Genomic DNA, 19,040 nt, shown 5'->3' on the forward strand with positions numbered 1-19,040 from the left:
CATTTCAATTTAGCGTTCGTGTACATAGGTGCCCGGTGCCGCTTCGGCTGCGGCGTAGGTTTTATTGCCTAATGTCGTCGGTGCCTTCTTCAGCTTGCCCGCCCGTTCCGCCTGCCACGCCTGCCAATGCAACCACCACGAATCAGTGTGCTTGGTCGCGTTCTCCTGCCATTCCAGTGGCTTGCCCGCGAGGCTGTCGCTGGTCTGGTAGCGCGCCTTGGGGTTGCCCGGTGGGTTGAGAATGCTCTGGATATGCCCGCTGCTGGACAACACAAACTCCACCTTGCCGCCAAACAACTGCGCCGATTTGTAGCAGGACTGCCACGGGGTGATGTGGTCATTGGTGCCGGCCAGGGAGTAGATGTCGGCGGTAACCTGCTTGAGATCGATCGGCGTGCCGCACACTTCCAGTGCATTGGCCCGCACGAGTGGGTTGTTCTTGAACAACTCGATCAGGTCGCCGTGGAAGGCGGCCGGCAAGCGCGTGGTGTCGTTGTTCCAGAACAGGATGTCGAACACCGGCGGTTCGTTGCCCAGCAGGTAGTTATTGACCCAGTAGTTCCAGATCAGGTCGTTGGGCCGCATCCAGGCAAATACCTTGGCCATGTCGCGGCCTTCGAGCACGCCGGCCTGGTAGGAATGGCGCTTGGCCGCTTCCAGCGTCTGCTCGTCGACGAACAGCGCCACCTGGGTATCCAGTGTGGTGTCCAGCACACTGACCAGCAGGGTCAGGGCGTTGACCTTTTTCTCCCCCAGCGCGGCGTAGTGGCCGAGCAGGGCGGTGCAGGTAATGCCGCCGGAGCAGGCGCCGAGCATGTTGATGTCTTTGCTGCCGGTAATCGCCGTGACCACATCGACCGCTTCCTTGAGCGCCTCGATATAGGTCGACAGGCCCCATTCGCGCTGGGCCTTGGTCGGGTTGCGCCAACTGACGATAAACGTCTGCTGGCCGTTGCGCAGGCAGAAACGCGCCAGGCTCTTATCCGGGCTCAGGTCGAATACGTAGAATTTGTTGATCTGCGGCGGCACCACCAGCAGCGGGCGTTCATGCACCTGTTCGGTAATCGGCTTGTACTGGATCAGCTCCAGCACATCGTTGCGAAACACCACCGCGCCTTCAGTGGTGCCCAGGGACTTGCCCACTTCAAAGGCGCCCATGTTGACCTGGCTCGGCATGCCGCCGTTGTGCACCATGTCCTTGGCCAGGTGCGACAAGCCATCGAGCAGGCTCTTGCCGCCGGTTTCAAAAAAGCGTTTGACCGCCGCCGGGTTGGCCGCGCTGTTGGTGGGGGCCATGGCTTCGGTCATCAGGTTGATCACGAAGTGGCCACGGCTGATGTCCTGGTCCGACAGGTTGCTGTCGCCGATCCAGTCGTGCAGTTCCTTGCGCCACGCCAGGTAGGTTTGCAGGTAGCGCTTGTAGAGCGGGTTCTGGCTCCAGGCCGGGTCGTGGAAGCGACGGTCATCGCTCTCAGGTACCAGCTCGGATTTGCCGAACATCACATTTTTTAACTCAATGCCAAAATGCGCGACGTGCTTGACGCTGTGCAACGGTTGCTTGATGGCTTGGGTCAGCACCATCTTCGCTGAGGCCAATAAATCCTTTTTGCGTAACGCGATGATCGGGTTCAGCCCCAAGGTGTTTTCCGAGGCCTGGCGTTTCAAGTCATCGTTGTTCTTGTTACTCATCTACGACGCTCCATTGTCCGAAAGACGAGTACCGGGTACCGCTGTGCACCACCTTCGATACACAACACAAGCCTGGTACTGCGACTCGGGTGACCGTTGATACCGCATCGTCAAATGCAGGGAACTTGCCAGTTCCATTGGTTACCCGAGTTTAATTTTTTTCGCAAGCGGGCCAATCATTGACCACGCGACAGGGCATTCAAACAGATGAAATTAGAAAATGCCCTCTAAAGAGCGAGAGGCCTGGACTAGAGCATCAGCCGCACGACCGACTCACTCGGGTCGCGGGTTTTGCCGGCGGCTTTGAGCTCGGCGAGATAATCAGCCCACAGCGCGTCCTGACGCACGGCCAACTGATAGAGGTAGTCCCAGGTGAACAGTCCGCTGTCATGGCCGTCGTCGAAGGTCAATTTCAGTGCGTACTGACCGGCCGGTTCTACCTTGATCAACTTAACGTTGAGCTTGCCGAATTGCAGGATGGGTTTGCCGTGGCCCTGGACTTCAGCGGAAGGCGAGTGGGTGCGCAGCAACTCGGCGGGAAGTTGGTACACCTCATCGGGCCCATAGGTGAGGCCGAGAGTGTTGGAGGTTTTGTGCAGGTTTACAGCAGTAGGAAACTTAGCCATATGAGGTGATCCTGAATAAACCGGCTTAAAAATGTGGGAGGGGGCTTGCCCCCGATAGCCATGTGTCAGTCAGCATACATCTATCTGACAGACCGCCATCGGGGGCAAGCCCCCTCCCACATTGAAGCAAAGCAGTTGTGTGTGAGGCTTACAGAATATAGCGCGACAAGTCTTCGTTCTGCGCCAATTCACCCAGGTGGCTGTTAACGTAATCCGCGTCGATCTTGATCACCTCGCCGTTCTGCGCACCGGCCAGGTCACCGGCGCTGAAGGACACTTCTTCCAGCAGGCGCTCCAGCAGCGTGTGCAGGCGGCGAGCACCGATGTTCTCGGTCTTCTCGTTGACCTGCCAGGCGATCTCCGCCAGGCGCTTGATGCCGTCCGCCTGGAACTCGATGCCCAGCCCTTCGGTTTTCAACAGCTCACGGTACTGCTCGGTGAGTGAGGCGTGCGGTTCGCTGAGGATGCGTTCGAAGTCGCCAGGGGTCAGTGCCTTGAGTTCCACGCGAATCGGCAGTCGGCCTTGCAGCTCCGGCACCAGGTCGCTTGGCTTGCTCAGGTGGAACGCACCGGAGGCGATAAACAGGATGTGGTCGGTCTTGACCATGCCCAGCTTGGTGTTCACGGTGCAGCCTTCGATCAACGGCAGCAGGTCGCGCTGTACGCCTTCGCGGGACACATCGACGCCGCCAGAGTTGCCGCGCTTGGCCACCTTGTCGATTTCGTCGATAAACACGATGCCGTGCTGCTCGACCGCTTCCAGGGCCTTGGCCTTGAGTTCTTCCTCATTCACCAGGCGCCCGGCTTCTTCGTCGCGCACCAGTTTCAAGGCTTCCTTCACCTTGAGCTTGCGGCTTTTCTTCTTGCCCTTGCCCATGTTGGCAAACAGGTTCTGCAACTGGCTGGTCATTTCTTCCATGCCAGGCGGTGCCGAGATGTCGACGCCGGAGACTTCGGCGACTTCAATCTCGATTTCCTTGTCATCCAACTGACCTTCGCGCAGGCGCTTGCGGAACAGCTGACGGGTGTTGGAATCGGACGACGGCGCCGCGTCTTCATTGAAACCCATGCGCGCAGGAGGCAGCAGGGCATCGAGGATGCGTTCTTCGGCAGCGTCTTCGGCGCGGTGGCTGACCTTGGTCACTTCCTGCTCGCGCAGCATCTTCAGGGCAGCGTCGGCCAGATCACGGATGATCGATTCGACGTCACGGCCCACATAACCGACTTCGGTGAACTTGGTCGCTTCGACCTTGATGAACGGGGCATTGGCCAGCTTGGCCAGGCGCCGGGCGATTTCGGTTTTACCGACACCGGTCGGGCCGATCATCAGGATGTTCTTGGGCGTCACTTCAACGCGCAGTTCTTCGGGCAGTTGCATCCGGCGCCAGCGGTTACGCAGCGCGATGGCAACGGCGCGCTTGGCATCGTCCTGGCCGATGATATGGCGGTTGAGTTCGTGGACGATTTCGCGGGGAGTCATGGACATAGTGTTTGGCGGCCTCAAGCGGGAACAAGCCTACGGCTTACTCGGCGAGGTCCTGCTCCTCAATGGTGAAGTTGTGGTTGGTGAACACGCAGATGTCACCGGCGATACCCAAGGCAGTCTCGACGATTTCGCGGGCCGACAAATCGGTTTTCTTCAACAGTGCGCTGGCCGCGGCTTGAGCGTAGCCACCACCGGAACCCATGGCGATCAGCCCGTGCTCGGGTTCAACCACATCGCCGTTACCGGTGATGATCAGGGACGCGTCTTTGTTGGCTACAGCCAGCATGGCTTCCAGGCGGCTGAGGGAGCGGTCGGTGCGCCATTCTTTGGCGAGTTCGACAGCGGCGCGTACGAGGTGGCCCTGGTGTTTTTCCAACTGGCCTTCGAAGCGTTCGAAGAGGGTGAAGGCGTCGGCGGTAGCGCCAGCAAAACCGGCAAGAACCTGGCCGTGGTACAGGCGACGGACTTTCTTCGCGTTGCCTTTCATCACGGTATTACCCAGGGAAACCTGGCCGTCGCCGCCCATGACGACTTTGCCGTGGCGACGTACTGAAACGATGGTGGTCAAGGGGAGAGTCTCCACGCAGCGGGGCGAAAATGCCCTGATGGAAACTGATATGGGGGTGGTGGGGGTGATTTCAACCTTGGGTGGTTAGGGCGGACGAATGGTGTCTATTGGTCTGACACACTTTCGCGAACACCGAGAAACCAATGTGGGAGGGGGCCCTCCCACATTTGACCCCTGTTGAGCCTGAATCAGCGGCTCTGGCGTTGTTGTAACAACAGGTTGCTAAAGCCGGCGCCAGCCAATTGCTTCTGCGCTACGGTCAATTGTTCGCGGTTGCTGAACGGCCCTACCAACACGCGATACCAGGTCGCGTCCTTCACCGTGCCGGATTCCACCGTCACCGTTTGCCCCAGCAGAATGATCTGCGCACGTACGCGATCCGCATCCGCCTGTTTCGGGAACGAGCCCGCTTGCAGGAAGAATTTGGTCACCGGCGCCGCTTTGGTCTCGGCAACTGGCGGCGCTGGCGGCGGGGTGATGCCGGCCAGTGCCGCTTGAGCGCGGGCGGTGTCGATCTTCGCGGCTTCAGCCGGCGTAACCGGAGTGGTCGGCACTTGTGGCGTCGGCAGGGTTTTCTCCGGCACGGCGTCGGGCGGTACGATCACTTCCGATTCGGGCAGCAGGGTATAGAAGTCATATTTCGGCTTCACGGGTGCGGTCGGGCTCGGCGCCGTCTTATTGGCTTCGGCCATTTTGGTGGCCTTCTGCTGCTCCTGTTTGACCCGTTTGACGTCATCGCCCTGGCCAGGATCCAGCTTCATCAGGAACACGATAAACGCACCGACCGAAAGGCCGATGGCCATCCACAACCAGCCCGGAATCGGCTTCTTTGCCGGGGCCTGGTAGCGGCTGGCGCCGCGCTTGGGTGCAGGTTTTTTCTTGGCGGCCAACTTACATACGCTCCAGAGTTTCCAGGCCCAACAGCTCCAGGCCTTGCTTGAGGGTCCGTCCGGCCAATGCGGCAAGGCGCAGGCGGCTTTGCTTCTGGGCTTCGTCGTCGGCGCTGAGGATCGGGCAGTTCTCATAGAAGCTGGAGAACAGGCCGGCGACTTCATACAGGTAGGTGCACAGGATATGCGGCGTGCCTTTTTCGCCGACGCTGTTCAGCACTTCGCCCAATTGCGCCAGTTTGGCGGCCAGTTCCTGTTCGTGGGGTGCGTCCAGCACGATCCGGCCTTCGACTTCGCTGAAGTCCTTGCCCAGCTTGCGGAATACGCCGGCCACGCGGGTGTAGGCGTACAGCAGGTACGGCGCGGTGTTGCCTTCGAAGTTGAGCATCAGCTCGAAGTTGAAGCTGTAGTCGCTGGTGCGGTGTTTGGACAGGTCGGCGTATTTCACTGCGCCAATGCCCACCACGCGGGCGATGTTGCGCAGGTCAGCTTCGGCCAGTTCCGGGTTCTTTTCCTTCACCAGGTTGTAGGCGCGGTCCTGGGCTTCGTTGAGCAGGTCGATCAGCTTTACGGTGCCGCCGTCGCGGGTCTTGAACGGACGGCCATCGGCGCCGTTCATGGTACCGAAGCCCATGTGTTCCATGAGCATCGGGTGAGTGACGAAGCCCGCACGGCGCGCCACTTCGAACACCTGCTGGAAGTGCAGCGCCTGGCGCTGGTCGACGAAATACAGCGCTCGATCGGCCTTGAGCACGCCACTGCGGTAGCGCACGGCCGCCAGGTCGGTGGTGGCATAGAGATAGCCGCCATCGGCCTTGACGATGATCACCGGCAGCGGCTCGCCGTCGGCAGTCTTGAATTCTTCGAGGAACACGCACTGCGCGCCGTTGCTCTCGACCAGCAGGCCCTTGGCCTTGAGGTCGTTGACTACATTGATCAGGTCGTCGTTGTAGGCGCTTTCGCCCATCACGTCCGCCATGGTCAGCTTGACGTTGAGCAGTTCGTAGATTTCCTGGCAGTGGGACAGCGAGATGTCCCGGAAGCGACCCCACAGCGCCAGGCATTCCTGGTCTCCGGCCTGCAGTTTCACCACCAGGCCACGGGCGCGGTCGGCGAATTCTTCGGACTCGTCGAAGCGCTTTTTGGCGGCGCGGTAGAAGTTTTCCAGGTCCGACAGCTCGTTGCTGGTGATCGGGTTTTCCTGCAGGTAGGCCATCAGCATGCCGAACTGGGTGCCCCAGTCGCCCACGTGGTTCTGACGGATCACGGTGTCGCCGAGGAATTCCAGGACCCGTGCCACGCCATCGCCAATGATGGTCGAACGCAAGTGGCCGACGTGCATCTCTTTGGCAAGGTTGGGTGCCGACAGGTCGATGGCCACGCGCTGAACGGGACCTGCCTTGCGCACGCCGATCTTGGCGTCGGCCAGGGCGGCATCGAGGCGCGAAGCCAATGCCTGGGTGTTCTGGAAGAAGTTGATGAACCCAGGGCCGGCGATTTCGGCCTTGGTCACGCTCTCGTCGACCGGCAGTGCGGCGATGATTTTCTCCGCCAGGTCGCGTGGCTTCATGCCGGCCGGCTTGGACAGCATCATCGCGATGTTGCTGGCGAAGTCGCCGTGGGTCTTGTCGCGGGTGTTTTCCACCTGGATCGCCGGCGTCAGGCCTTCAGGCAACACACCTTCGTTGACGAGTTGGGTGAGGGCTTGTTGGATCAGCTGGCGAATGGTGTCTTTCATGGTGTTCTCTTTCGACCGCAAGCGGCGGCGCGCGATGCGCAGGTGGAAAAACTGGGCATTATCCGTGGCGAGGGCGGGCTTGCCAACCTTCGCGGGACCTGTGGCGTGGGTTAATACAAATCTACCGGGTCTACATCCAACGACCATCGCACCTGTCGGCCGCTGGGCATTTGCTCCAGGGCAAGCAACCAGCTACTTAATAGTCGATGCAGCGGTGCGCGAGACGTTGCCTGCAAGAGTAGTTGAGCGCGATACCGTCCGGCACGGCGCTCCATGGGCGCGGGCACCGGGCCGAGCAGTTCGATGCCGGTGAGGCCCAGTTCGCCGAGCAAACCCTCGGCGATGCTGCAGGCTTCATCCAGAAAACCTTCAGCCTGGCCCGGTTTGTGGGCTTCGGCGCGCAGCAGCGCCAAGTGTGCAAACGGCGGCAGGCCGGCGGAACGGCGTTCGCTCAGTGCCTGCTCGGCGAAGGCGAAATAGCCCTGCTCGGTCAGTTGGATCAGCAAAGGGTGGTCAGCCAGGTGCGTCTGGATAATCACCTTGCCCGGCTCCTCTGCGCGCCCGGCGCGACCCGCGACCTGCACGATCAACTGCGCCATGCGCTCGCTGGCGCGGAAGTCGCCGGAGAACAAACCGCCGTCGGCGTCGAGGATCGACACCAGGGTCACCCGTGGAAAGTGGTGGCCTTTGGCGAGCATCTGCGTACCCACCAGGATGCACGGCTGGCCTTTCTGAATGGTGGCGAACAGCTGATTCATCGCGTCCTTGCGCGACGTGCTGTCGCGGTCGACCCGCAGTACCGGGTAATCCGGGAACAGAATGCCCAGGCGTTCTTCGGCACGTTCGGTGCCTGCGCCCACTGGTCGCAGGTCGACTTTGCCGCACTGCGGACAGTGGCGGGGCACCCGTTCTACATGGCCGCAGTGGTGGCAGCGCAGTTCGCCGTGGCGTTGGTGCACGGTCATGCGTGCGTCGCAGCGCTCGCATTCAGACATCCAGCCGCAGTCATGGCACAGCAGCGTCGGTGCAAAGCCCCGGCGGTTGAGAAATACCAAAACCTGCTGGCCGGCGGCGAGGGTCTGGCCGATGGCTTGCTGCATCGGCCCTGAAATACCGCTGTCCAGCGGACGGCTTTTGACGTCCAGGCGCAGGAATCGTGGTTGCTTGGCGCCGCCGGCACGCTCATTCAGGCGTAGGAGGCCATACCGACCGGTGTAGGCGTTGTGCAGGCTTTCCAGGGACGGGGTGGCAGAACCGAGCACAATCGGAATGCCTTCCTGGCGTGCGCGCACCAGCGCCAGGTCGCGGGCGTGGTAGCGCAGGCCTTCCTGCTGTTTATAGGAGCCGTCGTGCTCTTCGTCGATGATGATCAGGCCCGGGTTCTTCATCGGCGTGAACAGCGCCGAGCGGGTGCCGATAATAATGTCGGCCTCGCCATCCCGCGCCGCCAGCCAGGACTCCAGGCGCTCACGGTCGTTGACCGCCGAGTGCACCAGGGCGATGCGCGCATTGAAGCGCTGCTCGAAACGCGCCAGGGTTTGCGGGCCGAGGTTGATCTCCGGGATCAATACCAGCGCCTGCTTGCCGGCTTGCAGGGTTTCGCGGATCAACTGCAAATAGACTTCGGTCTTGCCGCTGCCGGTGACGCCGGCCAGCAGGAACGCATGGAAACTGTCGAAACCTGCGCGAATCGCTTCATACGCTGCGCGTTGCTCGGGGTTGAGCGGCAATTCCGGCTGGGCCAGCCAGTGTTCGTGGCGCGGATCGGGGGTGTGCTTGCGGATTTCCACCTGCACCAGGCCTTTGGCGAGCAGCAGGTCGAGGCTGTCCTTGCTCAGCATCAGCTTGCTCAAGAGCTGATGCGCCACGCCGTGGGGATGCTGCGCCAGCGTGGCCAGGGCTTCACGTTGGCGCGGGGCGCGGGCGATGCGCGGGTCGTCGAGGCGTGCACCGGGCACTGTCGACCAGAATCGTTCCTGGCGTGCTTCAGCCAACTCGCCCTGGCGCAACAGCACCGGCAGCGCCCAGCTCAGGGTGTCGCCCAGGCTGTGCTGGTAATACTGGGCGGTCCACAGGCACAGCTTGAACAGTGCGGGTGGCAATGGCGCGGTGGCGTCCAGGATCGCCAGGGCCGGTTTGAGCTTCTCGGCGGGGACTTCGCTGTGATCGGCGACTTCTATCAGGACGCCGATCATTTCCCGTCGGCCAAAAGGTACGCGCACGCGCATGCCTGGCTGCAATTGCGCTCGCAGCACCCCGGCCGGGGCCCGGTAGTCGAACAGGCGGCGCAGGGGCGAGGGCAGGGCTAGGCGCAAAATGGCGTCGGGCACGCGGGGTTCCATAGTAAGGAGGGTGATGAGCAAGGGCGGGAGCCTAGCAGACGGGGGAAGGCTTGGGTATGCCACGGTTTTCTGATGAAAGGGGCTTTTATGTGGGGAATCGGCCGTAAGGTCCGCTTGCGCGTTTAAAAAGGTCTGGTAGAATCCGCGGCCTAATTACGTGCGGTATTCGACAATAGTGTCGAGTGGCGGCACGCTAGCCCGAGGAAGTGCCATGAAAGCCGATATCCATCCAGCGTACGAAACCATCGAAGTAACCTGCAGCTGCGGCAACAAGTTCGAAACTCGCTCGAACCTGTGCAAGCCACTGGGTACTGACGTATGCAACGAGTGCCACCCGTTCTACACCGGTAAGCAGAAGACTCTGGACACCGGCGGCCGCGTACAGCGCTTCGCAGATCGCTTTGGTGCTTTCGGCAAGAAGCCTGCTACTCCAGCAGAGTAAGGCTCAAGAGCCTTATGGGCTTTTGCCAGCTGTTAAAAAAGGCGTCCCTTGCGGGCGCCTTTTTTATGCCTGGGATTTGGCTGTCGGCCGCCCACGCGCAGGTGTTTTGCCCTGTACCGACGTCTGCGGCCCAGGTCGACGTGCAGCGTGTAGTGGATGGCGATACGGTGCGTCTCAAGGATGGCCGGAGCGTGCGGATGATCGGCCTCAATGCGCCGGAGACGGGTAAAAGGGGGCGCACCGACGAGCCGTATGCTGTGGCCGCACGCCAGCGTCTGCAGGCATTGGTGGCTGCCAGCGGCGGCCGCGTTGGCCTGGTACCGGGGCGTGAACCCAAAGACCATTACGGTCGTACCCTGGCCCACCTTTATGGTGCCGACGGCGAGAACCTGGAGGCGCAATTGCTGGCTGAGGGCCTGGGATTCCAAGTGGGGGTCGCGCCCAATGTGGATCTCGTCGCCTGCCAGCAGGCTGCGGAAAACAGCGCCCGTCAGGCACGTCTGGGCCTCTGGCGGCAATCGCCGGTGCAGCCCGTGGCACAGCTCAAGCAATCCGGCTTTGCCTTGGTCAGTGGTCGGGTGAACAAGATCGAGCGCAATCGCGGCGGTGTCTGGATCGAATTGCAGGGTTCACTGGTATTACGCATTGCACCCGATCTGGCCCGTCAATTCGACAGCAGCTTGCTCAATGGTCTGCAAGGCAAGACAGTCGAGGCGCGTGGCTGGGTGCAGAATCGCGCCAGGCGCGGCGGCCTGAAACGCGGTCAGGCGCGCTGGCTGTTGCCGCTGACCGATTCCGGCATGATTAAAACGACGTTTGAATAAATAATTGTAGACATTTTTTAAGTCGATTGTGAACAGTCTAGCCCTTGTATCCCGTGGCTTTAGACTAAAGTACGTCGCTGCGGGGCCTTGACACCCGTGACTGCCCAGTCTTGTAGGGGCTTTACGACACGAGTATCCTCGGCGGTCCGTCGACCAACAGTAAAAGCGGAATGCCGATATGTCTGATTTGAAAACTGCCGCTCTCGAATATCATGCCCATCCTCGTCCAGGAAAGCTGAGTGTAGAGCTCACCAAAGCCACTGCCACTGCCCGCGATCTGTCGTTGGCCTACAGCCCTGGCGTGGCTGAGCCCGTACGTGAAATCGCTCGTGACCCTGAGCTGGCTTACAAGTACACCGGCAAGGGCAACCTGGTTGCAGTGATTTCCGATGGCACCGCGATTCTCGGCCTGGGCAACCTCGGCCCATTGGCATCCAAGCCAGTGATGGAAGGTAAGGGCGTGCTGTTCAAGCGCTTCGCCGGTATTGACGTTTTCGACATCGAAGTCGACTCCGAAAGCCCGCAGGCCTTCATCGACACCGTCAAGCGCATCTCCATCACTTTCGGTGGCATCAACCTGGAAGACATCAAGGCACCTGAGTGCTTCGAGATCGAAAAGGCCCTGATCGAGCAGTGTGACATTCCGGTATTCCACGATGACCAGCACGGCACCGCGATCGTTACCGCGGCCGGCATGATCAACGCCCTGGAAATCGCTGGCAAAACCCTGTCCGACGCCAAGATCGTCTGCCTGGGCGCCGGTGCTGCGGCCATCTCCTGCATGAAGCTGATCGTGAGCATGGGCGCCAAGCTGGAAAACATCTACATGGTCGACAGCAAGGGCGTGATCCAGTCCGAGCGTACCGACCTGAACCAATACAAGGCGATGTTTGCCCACCCGTCCTCCAAGCGCACCCTGGCTGACGCCCTTGACGGTGCAGACGTGTTCGTTGGCCTGTCCGGCCCGAACCTGCTGAGCGCTGAAGGCCTGAAGTCCATGGCGGCCAACCCGATCGTGTTCGCCTGCTCCAACCCTGATCCGGAAATCGCTCCGGAACTGGCTCACGCCACCCGTAGCGACGTGATCATGGCCACCGGCCGTTCGGACTACCCGAACCAGGTCAACAACGTTCTGGGCTTCCCGTTCATCTTCCGTGGTGCCCTGGACGTTCGCGCCAAACGCATCAACGAAGAGATGAAAGTGGCTGCCGCCAACGCCCTGCGTGAACTGGCCAAACTGCCAGTGCCTCAGGACGTGTGCGACGCCTACGGCGGCGCCAAGCTGGAATTCGGCCGTGAGTACATCATTCCGAAACCAATGGACAAGCGCCTGATCACCCTGATCTCCGATGCCGTGGCCAAAGCCGCCATCGAGACCGGTGTGGCCACCCTGCCGTATCCGAAGAACTACCCGCTGCAAAGCGTGGATGATGTGTTCAACGGCTAAGCCGTTGTAGCGCACCAACAAAAAGCCCCGGCTCGTGAGAGTCGGGGCTTTTTGCTGTGTGGTAATTAATTTGAGCCTTGTGAATATCTGAATGTGGGAGGGGGCTTGAGGTCCAGGTTAGAACAGGTCGATCGGCGCCGCCTCGTCCGCCGGCAGCGGGCTGCCCGGTGCAACGCCGTTACCCAGTTCATTGACCGAAGGCGGCGTGTCTTCGCTCTTGAACAGTTCGAAGTACGCGTTCGGCGTGCTTGGCGATGCCGCACGGCCACTCACCGGGTCGATCCGCAGGCTGAGGATGCCTTCCGGCTCCGGCTGGGTATGCAGCGGCTTGTCCTTCAGCGCCGCGCCCATGTAGCTCATCCAGATCGGCAGCGCGACCGTGCCGCCGAACTCGCGACGACCGAGGCTTTCCGGCTGGTCGTAACCGGTCCACACGGTGGTCACGTAGTCGGCGTTATAGCCGGAGAACCAGGCATCCTTGGATTCGTTGGTGGTACCGGTCTTGCCCGCAATGTCCGCACGGCCCAGGGCCAGGGCACGGCGGCCGGTGCCTTTTTTGATCACGTCTTCGAGGATGCTGTTAAGGATGTACGTGGTCCGGCCATCCACGATGCGCTCGGCCACGGCGGGTGCCTGCGGCTCCGGTGCAGCAGCATTTGCGGCTGGCGCAGCGCCTGGGGTTGGCTCAATGGTGATGCCGCCATTGCTCGGCGCTGCCAGCCCGTCAGTGGCTGCCACACCGTTGACCACATCGCCCGGCACTCGCGGCGGGTTGGCGGTGAACAGGGTATCGCCATTGCGGCTTTCGATCTTGTCGATCAGGTACGGCGTGATCTTGTAGCCGCCGTTGGCAAACGTGCTCCAGCCGGTAGCGATTTCCATCGGTGTGAGCGTCGCGGTGCCGAGGGCCAGGGACAGGTTCGGCGGCAGGTCCGACTTGTTGAAGCCAAAGCGCGTGATGTAGTCGATGGTCTTGCCAACGCCCATCGCCTGCAGCAAGCGGATCGATACCAGGTTGCGCGACTTGTACAGCGCCTCGCGGATACGGATCGGGCCGAGGAAGGTGTTGGTGTCGTTCTTCGGGCGCCAGACCTTGTCCAGGTACTCGTCGACAAATACGATCGGCGCGTCGTTGACCAGGCTGGCAGCGGTGTAGCCGTTATCCAGTGCGGCGCTGTAGATGAACGGCTTGAAACTTGAGCCCGGCTGACGCTTGGCCTGTGTGGCGCGGTTGTAGTTGCTCTGCTCGAAGGCGAAGCCACCCACCAGGGCGCGGATTGCGCCGTTCTGCGGGTCCAGCGAGACCAGCGCGCCTTGGGCCAGCGGTACCTGGCTGAATTTCAGGCTGTCGTCTTTTTGGCGTAACACGCGGATCAGGTCACCCACTTGGGCCACGTCCGACGGCTGCTTGGGCATCGGCCCCATGCTGTTGGTATTCAGGAATGGGCGCGCCCACTTCATGCTGTCCCAGGCGACATGGGCTTCGCCGGCACGGGTCAATACTTGCACGCCGTCTTTCTTCACCTGGGTCACGATGGCCGGCTCCAGGCCACTGATTGCGCGTTGTTTGCCCAGCTCGGTGGTCCAGGCGCTCAGGGTTTTGCCCGGCAGGCGCGATTCAGGGCCACGGTAGCCGTGGCGCTGGTCGTAGGTGATCAGGCCCGAATGCACTGCGTCATTGGCGATGTCCTGCAAGTCGCTCGGAACCGTCGTGGTCACGCGGAAACCTTCGGTGTAGGCCTCGCTGCCATAACGGCCGACCATCTCGGCACGCGCCATTTCAGCAATATAGGGGGCGTTCACTTCCGGCGTCGGCACGTGATAGCTGGCGTTCAGCGGCTCGGCTATCGCGTTCTCATAAGCGGCTTGGTCGATCTTGCCCAGTTTGTACATGCGCCCCAGGATCCAGTCGCGGCGCTCTTTGCTGCGCGCCGGGTTGGCCAGGGGGTTGAAGCGCGAAGGCGCCTTGGGCAGGCCGGCAATCATCGCCATCTGCGCCAGGCTGGCGTCGCGAATGGACTTGCCGTAGTACACCTGGGACGCGGCTTCGATGCCGTAGGCGCGGTTGCCCAGGTAGATCTTGTTGACGTACAGCTCAAGGATCTCGTCCTTGGTCAGCTGACGTTCGATCTGCAATGCCAGCAGGATCTCGGTGGCTTTGCGCGAAAAGCTGCGTTCGCTGGTGAGGAAGAAATTCTTCGCCACCTGCATGGTGATCGTGCTGCCACCCGATTGAATGTGTCCGCTTTTTACCAATTGCGTGGCGGCGCGCACCAGGCTGCTGGGGTCGACGCCATAGTGATTGGCAAAATTATCGTCTTCGGCAGACAGCAGGGCGCTGATGAAATTGGGCGGAATGTCGGCAAAACGGATCGGTGTGCGGCGCATTTCGCCGAACTCCGCGATCAGTTTTTCATCGCTGCTGTAGACCCGCAAAGGAATCTGCAACTGGATACTTCTGAGTGCCTCTACGGAGGGCAAACCCGGACTAAGGTAGAGGTAGGCCCCGCTGAGTACGAGCAGCAGCCCGCAGACGATCGCGACAATGGAGTACCCGAAAAACTTCAGCAGACGAATCAAGGCTTTTGGATTTCCAGAGAAAAGAATGGGTTACGCGTCGGGGCATGCATGGCAAACGATGGATCAACCCGAGCTGCAGATAAAAAGCGGGGAAAAACGCTGGGCATTAAAGCATTTTTCGCCTTGGGGCGTCATTCGCGGCGCTTGAACAAGTCGACCGAATGCAGGGTGTACAACAGCAATCAGGCGGTATGACAGGCAAAGTTTTAGGGAGTTTTATGGGAAAGGGATTTTTCAGGCGAAAAGTCGACACCGTCCTGGGTGTCGACATCAATGAAACGGCGATCAAAGTGGTTGAATTGAGCCGTTCAGCCAGCGGTTACACCGTGAAAGGCTACGCCACACAAGGGCTGCCGGCTCATGCGGTAGTCGACGGCACCTTGCTGGACCTGGAAGGCATAGGGCAGGCGCTGCACCTGGCTGTGTCCAGGCTGCATACGTCTGCCAGGCAGGCGGCGGTTGCCGTGGCGGGCCCTTCGGTCATTACGCGGGTAATCGAAGTGCAGGCGGGGCTCGACGACGACGAAATGGCGCGCAGGATTCAAGCGGAGGCGGATCAATACATCCCTTACCCGCTGGAGGAGGTGGCGCTGGACTTTCAGGTGCAGGGGATGTCGGAGCAGGATCCGACTCGGGTCGAAGTATTGCTGGCGGCATGTCTGAAGGAGCATGTCGAGGCCCGTGAAGCAGTTTTGGCCCTGGCGGGGCTGGTTGCCGGTGTGGTCGATGTCGAAGGGTTTGCATTGGCGCGCGCTTGCAGTCAGGATTTCGCCAGCTTCACACCGGGCCATCGAGTCGATGGTAAACAGTGGGTCGTGGATGCCCCAGTGATGGGAGTCGCTTGCGGGTTGGCCCTGAGGAGTTTCGCTGGATGACACGAATCAATCTTTTGCCTTGGCGCCAGGCGCTGGCGGAACGGCGGCGTAAATATTTCCTGATGCTGCTGGCGGCGTTTGCCTGCGTGGCGCTCGCAGCGGTGTGGCTGGCGGATCAGGTGATCGACCAGGCCATCGACCGGCAGGTGACACGAAACAATCATGCGGCCAAGGACGTCGCCGTCCTGGACTCGCGCATCAAGACCATTGACGACCTGCAGATGCAAAGCCAGCAACTGGCAGAACGCATGAAGGTTGTGCAGGACCTGCACGATAATCGCTCTGCCGGCGCACAGTTGCTGGATCAACTGGCCCGTGCGGTGCCTGATGGCGTGCACTTGCATGAGGTTGTGGCCAAGGGCGATACCGTGAGTATCAGCGGCAGTGCCGAGTCCAGCCAGGACATTGCCCAGTTGATGCGTCGCCTTGAAGCCTCCGAAGGCGCTCATTCCACACGCCTGCAGCATGTGCGAACCGAGGGCACTCGCGGTAACAATGAATTCCAGTTGATGGTGCGCCAGGGAGAATCCTCCGAGGCCCAGCCATGAGCCTGCCCAGGCTCGAATTTTCCGTGCTGACTCACCACGCTGCAAAATGGCCCTTATCTGGCAGGGTTCTGCTGGGCTGTGCGCTGGCCGCTGTGGTACTGGCGGTGGGCGACCTTGTATACCTGGGCCCGTCGCGGGAGCGGCTGCATCAGGTCGAGGTGCAGGAAGCTGCCTTGCAGCAGCAACACGCGGAAAAAACCGTCTTGGCCAACAGCCTTAAAGAGCAGGCTCGCCAGTTCCAACTGATGCAGGAGCAGGTCAGTGGGCTTTTGCAGCAATTGCCTGGTGAGTCCGAAATGCCCGGTTTGCTGGAGGATGTTGCGCGGTTGGCATTGGCCAACGGGTTGGTGATAGAGAGCATTGCGCCGTTGGATGAGCAGCCTCGGCCGGTCTATAACGAGCAGCCCGTTCAACTCGGTGTCACCGGCGCCTATCACGACCTCGCGACGTTTGTGAGTGCCCTGAGTGGCCTGTCACGTTTCGCCACGGTGCATGATGTTGCGCTGCGACGAGATGGCAAGCTGCTGAGCCTTGATCTGGTGGTTAAGAGCTATTGGCACAGGCAGCAAGGCGTTAAACGACGTGCGCCTGCCATGCAAGGGCAATCCTTTGTCTATAACGCCTCCGGTCTTCGTGATCCGTTCCAGCCCCTTGCCTTGCATGTCGATCATGCACCTGGCCGGGCAGCTGTCGCCCCAGACCCCGCTCGCCCGCGTGGTGTTCTGGAAAGCCTCGCAGTGGATCAGTTCAGCATGGTCGGCACATTGTCTCGTGGGCCGCAGCTCTTCGTCCTGCTGCGCCAGGCGTCGACGGTGCATCGCCTGGCGGTCGGGGATTTCCTGGGGCCGGATCACGGTCGGATCACGGCGATTCATGACGGCCACATAGAATTGGTGGAGTTGTTCCCCGATGAACAGGGTGCATGGCTGGAGCGCCCGCGAACCCTCGTACTAAACCTCAACACATAACGGAATCAAACAATGAAAAGGACTTTCTCGTCCTTCGGTGTGGCGCTATGGATAGCGTTCACGGCACCGATGGCTGCTGCTGTGCCCAATCGTGTGGATCTCATCCAGCTACCGCCCCCCGGCAATGCGCTGTCGGGTGCCTATACAGGTGACAAGCTGAGTCTCAACTTCCAGGACATCGGCCTGCGCGCTGTATTGCAGCAAATCGCAGACGTGGCAGGCCTCAATCTGGTGGCCAGCGACGACGTGCAGGGCTCCATCACCCTGCGCCTTAGGGACGTGCCTTGGGATCAGGCATTGGATCTGGTGCTGCAAACCAAAGGCTTGGACAAGCGCATAAAGGCCGGCGTCCTGCTGGTGGCGCCCGCTGAGGAACTGGCTGCTCGTGAACTGCTGACGCTGGAGTCGCGTAAGCAGATGGCCGACCTGGCGCCGCTGCGCCGTGAGTTGTTGCAGGTCAACTACGCCAAGGCGTCAGACCTGGCCAAGCTTTTCCAGTCGGTGAGCGGCTTTGAAGGCACGACGGATGAGCGCGGTTCAGTCGCCGTGGATGATCGCACCAATAACATCATTGCCTACCAGACCGGTGAGCGGCTGGAAGAGCTAAGGCGGATCGTCGCGCAATTGGACATCCCGGTACGCCAGGTGATGATCGAGGCGCGGATTGTCGAGGCCAATGTCGATTACGACAAAAGCCTGGGTGCGCGCTGGGGCGGGCGACTCAATCGAGGCAATTGGGCTGCCGGAGGTATCCAGAAGCCTCTTCCGGACGGAGCCCAAGCCCCGGAAAATCCGCCCAGCTCGCCGTTTGTAGATCTGGGCTCGCTCACGGGTACCTCAGGTCTTGGTATCGCGTATATCACCGACAACCTGCTACTGGACCTGGAGCTGACCGCCATGGAGAAAACCGGTAATGGCGAAATCGTCTCGCAGCCCAAGGTGGTCACCTCCGACAAGGAAACCGCACGAATTTTGAAGGGCACCGAAATTCCCTACCAGGAATCCACCTCCCAGGGTGCTACGTCAGTGTCGTTCAAGGAGGCCTCCCTGTCATTGGAGGTCACCCCGCAAATCACCCCCGATGATCACGTGATCATGGTGGTCAAGGTCACCAAGGATGAGCCCGACTACCTCAACAAACTCAACGACGTACCGCCGATCAAGAAAAACGAGGTCAACGCCAAGGTGCTGGTCAAGGATGGCGAGACCATCGTCATTGGCGGGGTTTTCTCCAATACCCAAAGCAAAGTGGTAGATAAAGTGCCATTTTTGGGCGATGTGCCGTATCTTGGCCGCCTTTTCCGGCGCGATGTGGTGGCGGATAAAAAATCCGAGCTGCTGGTATTCCTGACTCCGCGTATTATGAATAACCAGGCGATTGCTGTGAGTCGTTGATTCTGTGCGAAATTTGATTCTTGTAGGACCGATGGGGGCTGGAAAAAGCACCATCGGCCGTTTGCTGGCCAAAGAGCTGCGCCTGCCATTCAAAGATTCCGACAAGGAAATTGAATTGCGCACGGGTGCCAATATCCCATGGATCTTCGATAAGGAAGGCGAGTTGGGCTTTCGTGACCGTGAGCAGGCGATGATCGCCGAGCTTTGCGGCTGCGATGGCGTGGTATTGGCCACCGGCGGTGGCGCGGTGATGCGCGATGAAAACCGTCGTGCGCTGCATGCCGGTGGTCGGGTGGTCTATCTGCATGCGTCGGTTGAGCAGCAGGTGGGCCGCACCGCCCGTGATCGAAATCGCCCGTTGCTGCGCACGGCCAACCCGGAAAAAACCTTGCGCGACCTGCTCACGCTCCGCGATCCGCTGTATCGGGAAATCGCCGATCTGGTGGTGGAAACCGATGAGCGGCCTCCGCGGATGGTGGTCCTCGACATTCTTGAGCGCCTGCAACGGCTGCCACCCCGTTAAAGACAAGCTCGAAATGCGCTATTCTCGGCGGCGCGCTATCACCCTGCAGGGTGTGGCGTAGAGCCATCAGGCGGTGTCGGATCTCGACGCTGCCGATCG

At 60.7% G+C, this 19,040-nt stretch carries 16 protein-coding genes and 1 pseudogene; 9 read left to right on the forward strand and 8 right to left on the reverse strand.

Going from position 1 to position 19,040, the window contains the following annotated elements; all coding sequences use genetic code 11:
* Positions 1-9: 9 nt before the first annotated feature.
* The 7 genes from phaC to DNK50_RS05590 all read right to left on the reverse strand — a co-directional run bounded on the left by phaC (position 10) and on the right by DNK50_RS05590 (position 9,327).
* On the reverse strand, positions 10-1,689 hold the full coding sequence (gene phaC / locus DNK50_RS05560) for a class II poly(R)-hydroxyalkanoic acid synthase (RefSeq protein WP_112193051.1): 1,680 nt from the start codon (positions 1,687-1,689) through the stop codon (positions 10-12).
* A 248-nt stretch (positions 1,690-1,937) separates the two neighbouring features.
* Positions 1,938-2,315 carry a gamma-butyrobetaine hydroxylase-like domain-containing protein gene (locus DNK50_RS05565; protein WP_099583804.1) on the reverse strand — a complete coding sequence of 126 codons (378 nt, stop codon included), beginning with the start codon at positions 2,313-2,315 and terminating at the stop codon, positions 1,938-1,940.
* Positions 2,316-2,463: 148 nt separating this feature from the next.
* Entirely contained in the window at positions 2,464-3,801 is a 1,338-nt protein-coding gene (gene hslU, locus DNK50_RS05570; protein WP_112193052.1) for an ATP-dependent protease ATPase subunit HslU, read from the reverse strand.
* A 37-nt stretch (positions 3,802-3,838) separates the two neighbouring features.
* A complete protein-coding gene (gene hslV, locus DNK50_RS05575) occupies positions 3,839-4,369 on the reverse strand; it encodes an ATP-dependent protease subunit HslV (RefSeq protein WP_010563201.1) in 531 nt (176 codons plus the stop codon).
* A gap of 188 nt (positions 4,370-4,557) precedes the next feature.
* Complete coding sequence (locus DNK50_RS05580) at positions 4,558-5,259, reverse strand: SPOR domain-containing protein (protein ID WP_112193053.1); 702 nt, start codon at positions 5,257-5,259, stop codon at positions 4,558-4,560.
* A gap of 1 nt (position 5,260) precedes the next feature.
* A complete protein-coding gene (gene argS / locus DNK50_RS05585; protein ID WP_112193054.1) occupies positions 5,261-6,997 on the reverse strand; it encodes an arginine--tRNA ligase in 1,737 nt (578 codons plus the stop codon).
* A 110-nt stretch (positions 6,998-7,107) separates the two neighbouring features.
* A complete protein-coding gene (locus DNK50_RS05590; protein ID WP_112193055.1) occupies positions 7,108-9,327 on the reverse strand; it encodes a primosomal protein N' in 2,220 nt (739 codons plus the stop codon).
* A gap of 223 nt (positions 9,328-9,550) precedes the next feature.
* On the opposite strand from DNK50_RS05590, the gene rpmE reads away from it, so the two are divergent.
* The 3 genes from rpmE to DNK50_RS05605 all read left to right on the forward strand — a co-directional run bounded on the left by rpmE (position 9,551) and on the right by DNK50_RS05605 (position 12,052).
* The gene (rpmE, locus tag DNK50_RS05595) at positions 9,551-9,781 is read left to right on the forward strand and encodes a 50S ribosomal protein L31 (RefSeq protein WP_049710411.1); all 231 of its coding nucleotides are present in this window, start codon (positions 9,551-9,553) and stop codon (positions 9,779-9,781) included.
* A 14-nt stretch (positions 9,782-9,795) separates the two neighbouring features.
* Positions 9,796-10,605, forward strand: coding sequence for a thermonuclease family protein (locus DNK50_RS05600; RefSeq protein ID WP_112193056.1), 810 nt, complete (start codon positions 9,796-9,798; stop codon positions 10,603-10,605).
* A gap of 178 nt (positions 10,606-10,783) precedes the next feature.
* Positions 10,784-12,052, forward strand: a complete 1,269-nt coding sequence (locus DNK50_RS05605) for a malic enzyme-like NAD(P)-binding protein (protein WP_099583795.1) — start codon at positions 10,784-10,786, stop codon at positions 12,050-12,052.
* Between the two features lie 117 nt (positions 12,053-12,169).
* On the opposite strand, the gene DNK50_RS05610 is transcribed toward DNK50_RS05605, so the two are convergent.
* A complete protein-coding gene (locus DNK50_RS05610) occupies positions 12,170-14,629 on the reverse strand; it encodes a penicillin-binding protein 1A (RefSeq protein WP_371929515.1) in 2,460 nt (819 codons plus the stop codon).
* Between DNK50_RS05610 and DNK50_RS28755 the strand changes: the two genes are divergently transcribed.
* From DNK50_RS28755 to aroK, 6 genes and pseudogenes are all read left to right on the forward strand, one after another.
* Positions 14,598-14,780, forward strand: a complete 183-nt coding sequence (locus tag DNK50_RS28755; protein ID WP_162633353.1) for a hypothetical protein — start codon at positions 14,598-14,600, stop codon at positions 14,778-14,780. The genes DNK50_RS05610 and DNK50_RS28755 overlap by 32 nt on opposite strands.
* A gap of 70 nt (positions 14,781-14,850) precedes the next feature.
* Complete coding sequence (gene pilM / locus DNK50_RS05615; RefSeq protein WP_112196897.1) at positions 14,851-15,507, forward strand: type IV pilus biogenesis protein PilM; 657 nt, start codon at positions 14,851-14,853, stop codon at positions 15,505-15,507.
* The gene (locus tag DNK50_RS05620) at positions 15,504-16,055 is read left to right on the forward strand and encodes a PilN domain-containing protein (protein WP_099583791.1); all 552 of its coding nucleotides are present in this window, start codon (positions 15,504-15,506) and stop codon (positions 16,053-16,055) included. The genes pilM and DNK50_RS05620 overlap by 4 nt, the downstream gene beginning before the upstream one ends.
* Entirely contained in the window at positions 16,052-17,023 is a 972-nt protein-coding gene (locus DNK50_RS05625) for a pilus assembly protein PilP (RefSeq protein WP_112193057.1), read from the forward strand. Before DNK50_RS05620 ends, DNK50_RS05625 begins: the two co-directional genes overlap by 4 nt.
* A gap of 138 nt (positions 17,024-17,161) precedes the next feature.
* Positions 17,162-18,418, forward strand: a pseudogene (locus tag DNK50_RS05630) (type IV pilus secretin PilQ); the annotation flags it as partial.
* A gap of 4 nt (positions 18,419-18,422) precedes the next feature.
* A complete protein-coding gene (gene aroK / locus DNK50_RS05635; protein ID WP_010213757.1) occupies positions 18,423-18,941 on the forward strand; it encodes a shikimate kinase AroK in 519 nt (172 codons plus the stop codon).
* Positions 18,942-19,040 lie beyond the last annotated feature (99 nt).

The organism is Pseudomonas sp. LG1E9 (genome assembly GCF_003290225.1).
Taxonomy (GTDB): Bacteria; Pseudomonadota; Gammaproteobacteria; order Pseudomonadales; family Pseudomonadaceae; genus Aquipseudomonas; species Aquipseudomonas cyclaminis.